General features: G+C 69.7%; 3 protein-coding genes. 2 read left to right on the top strand and 1 reads right to left on the bottom strand.

All coding sequences use genetic code 11. The annotated features are described in order from the left end of the window. Together ACOADB_RS25790 and ACOADB_RS25785 are read left to right on the top strand one after the other, a co-directional pair. Positions 1-948 (top strand): hypothetical protein (locus ACOADB_RS25790; protein WP_378605669.1); only part of this gene is annotated, 948 nt, incomplete at its 5' end. Further along, on the top strand, positions 936-1,403 hold the full coding sequence (locus ACOADB_RS25785; RefSeq protein ID WP_378605666.1) for a hypothetical protein: 468 nt from the start codon (positions 936-938) through the stop codon (positions 1,401-1,403). The genes ACOADB_RS25790 and ACOADB_RS25785, both read left to right, overlap by 13 nt. Here the strand turns inward: ACOADB_RS25785 and ACOADB_RS25780 are convergent. Then, positions 1,400-2,764, bottom strand: coding sequence for a cytochrome P450 (locus ACOADB_RS25780; protein WP_378605663.1), 1,365 nt, complete (start codon positions 2,762-2,764; stop codon positions 1,400-1,402). The genes ACOADB_RS25785 and ACOADB_RS25780 overlap by 4 nt on opposite strands. Positions 2,765-3,006 lie beyond the last annotated feature (242 nt).

The raw sequence follows: 3,006 nt of genomic DNA, 5'->3' as shown, positions 1-3,006 counted from the left end.
GCGGACTTCGCCGCCTCCGTGCACCTGCACGACGTCCCGAAGACCGTCGACATCCTGATCGGCAAGGACACCACTGCCGGCGGCGGTACGACGGTCGACGCACCCGTCTTCACGATGACGACCTTCGCCCCCGGACTCGACATCGACGCCTTCGCCTCCGCGCGGATCGCCGACCCGGTCGACGCCAACGCAGCCGTGAAGCTCACCGTCACCGACCTCGGTCAGGTCGTCACCGGCGACCTGACCGGTTCCCGCCTGCACATCACCTCGAGCCCGGCGACCGAGGCCTTCGCGCTCGAGGCGGCGGGACGCGTGCAGAAGTCCATCTCGCTCGACTGGGGCAGTGGTGAGGACGGCCAGACCGGGTTCTTCCAGAACCGGGGCAACCTGTCGGCCGACCTGAAGATCCGGCGGGTGACCCTGGGCCTGACGGACTTCTCCGACGTGAACCTCCGCCTGGGCTTCACGACGGGCCTCGACGGAACCTTCGGGACCTTCACGTTCGGCCAGGACAGCAACCTGACGGTCGACCTCGAGGACAAGTTCTCGGTGTTCATCGACTGGCCCGACCCGCTGGGCTCGGACACCATCACGATCGTCAACATCCCGCACCTGGTGATCCCCTTCGGGAATGTCGCGCCCCGCTGGCACATCAACCAGAACATCCAGGAACGTGCGTTCCACCTCCCGATCATCCACTTCGGGATCGCGGACTGCGGTGTGTCCTTCGACGTCCGTCCGGCACCGGGCTACACGACGCCGGGCAACACCTTCACCCTCGGCCAGCCGGCCGATGACGGGACGAACACGCCGGCCTGGCTGATCACGCCCGACATCAACCTGCTCGGGTTCTCGCTACCCGACTTCGGGCTGGACATCATCGCCTACTTCCTGTCGCCGTACGGCAACAACATCCACCCGTACCCGGAGTGCGTGTGGCTGGTCTAGGCCCCGGCGACCGGCGCGGACCGGCAGCCCGGTTCCTCGGGCTGGCGGCCGCTCTGGCCGTCCTCGCGCTGCTGTGCGGTGGCTGCAGCGACGATCCAGACGAGCCGGACGCCGACCCGTCGGCACCCGTCACGGACATCACGGTCGAGTGCGACCGGTTCGAGGACACGGCCCAGCGGATCACGGACGCCCAGACGGCGCTGTACGACGGCAAGGACTCCCCCGAGGACGCGACAGCCGTCGACGCCCTCGTCGCGGAGCTGGACGCGCTCAAGAAGGACGCTCCCGACGACGTCGACACCGCGCTCACGGACCTCGGCGAGGGGTTCCGGTCGGCCCGCGAGCTGCTGGCCGACCCCAGCGAGGCCGACGGTGCCGCCCTGGCCGAGCTGGCACCCGGACTGTCCGAGGACAGCCAGACCGTGACGGCCTGGATCCTCAGCGAATGCGACTAGCCCCGTTTCCGGACGTGTGCCGGGATCGGACCGCCCGCCGTCATGGTGAACGGCAATGCCGTGGGGAATGTGTCTTCGATCGACTCGATCTCCGCCGAACGGATCATCGTGGCCAGCGCCAGAGTCGCCTCCAGCATCGCGAAGTGGTCGCCGATGCAGGAGCGCGGACCGGCACCGAACGGGAAGAACTGCCACCGGCTCCGCCCAGCGGACTTCTCGTGCGAGAAGCGGTCGGGGTCGAACCGCTCGGGCTCGTCCCAGTACCGGGCGTCGTGCTGGATCGCGTACGCCCCGACCACCACGTTGGTCCCCGCGGGAATCCGGAAGCCGTCCACGGCGACGTCCCGCATCGCCAACCGGCCGATCGCCGGCGCCGGCGGACACATGCGCAACGCTTCGTGGATGACCTGGACGGTGAACGGCAGGGACGGGACGTCCTCGACGGTCAGGGTGCGGTCGCCCAGTACTGACGCCTCGACAGCCAGCCGGGCCTGGACCTCAGGGTGCCGACCGAGCGCCCACAGGCTGTAGGCGAGCGTCGTGGCTGTCGTGTCGTGGCCCGCCAACATGAACACGAGCAGCTCGTCCCTGACCGCCTTCCGGGTCAGCGGCTTGCCGGTCTCGGGGTCCGTCGCGTCGAGCAGGAGCCGCACCAGCTCTGCGTCCCCGTCGGGATGGGCGATCGATGCGTCGATCGCACGATCGACCAGGGCGTGGAGCACTGCCATCGAGCGCCGCATCCGGAAGCGTGCCGGCGTCGGCAGCCACATCGGCGAGCGCACCGGGCGCAACGACCGGTGCGTGACCCACTCCAGCACGCGGCGCACATGGGGTCCCATCGCGCGAGCGTCCTCGCCCAGGTCGAGCCCGAACACGGAACGCCCGACGACCTGGAGGGTCAGGTGCCGCATCTCGACGTCGAGGTCGACGTCACCGCGGCGGGCCATGTCGTCCGCGTGGCCCTGGGCGGCCGCCGCCATGTGGCCGGCGAACGCCGCGACGTGCTTCTTGGTGAAGATCGGCTGGAGCGTTCGGCGCCGGGCCAGCCACCGGGCATGCGGCAGGTTGAAGACGTTGTCGCCCAGAACGCGGTTCTCGACGTGGACGATCATCTCCTTGTCGAAGGCGCCGTCGGAGGCGGCCAGCACGTCGTGGGCACCCTGCGGCGAGGTCACCACGACGAACGGCGGCACCAGCGCGCGCGGTCCGACCCGAACGGTGGTGACCGGGCCACCGGCGGCACCGATCACACCGAGCCCGCTGTCGAACTGACGGACGTGGCGCAGGCGCTCGACGATCCCCATCGGTACGTCCGGGGCAACCGGCAGCATCCCGAGCTCCTGGATGGCGGGAGCGGCCATTCGCCCACGGTGCCACAGGCCGTCGTACGCCTCAATGGCCCGATCGGGCCACGGAGGATGGGTAGGCGGGTCAGCCGATGCTGCGGCCCTGGCCGTCCCAGAACCTCGCCCGCAGCGCCTTCTTGTCCGGCTTGCCGAGCGCAGTGAGCGGGAGCGCGTCGACGGCGATGATGTCCTTCGGCGACTGGACCGAGCCCTTGCGCTCCTTGACGGCGTCCTTGATCTCGGCGATCACGTCGTCC

Origin of the sequence: Nocardioides sp. CPCC 206348, assembly GCF_048654705.1 — a bacterium.
Classification (GTDB): Bacteria; Actinomycetota; Actinomycetes; order Propionibacteriales; family Nocardioidaceae; genus Nocardioides.
The sequence above is the reverse complement of the archived record's forward strand: the minus strand, read 5'-3'. Positions and strand labels throughout refer to the sequence as shown.

Coding starts and splice junctions, on each gene's coding strand:
- ACOADB_RS25780 (WP_378605663.1), bottom strand. CDS start 2,764: ATGGCCGCTCCCGCCATCCAGGAGCTCGGGATGCTGCCGGTTGCCCCG.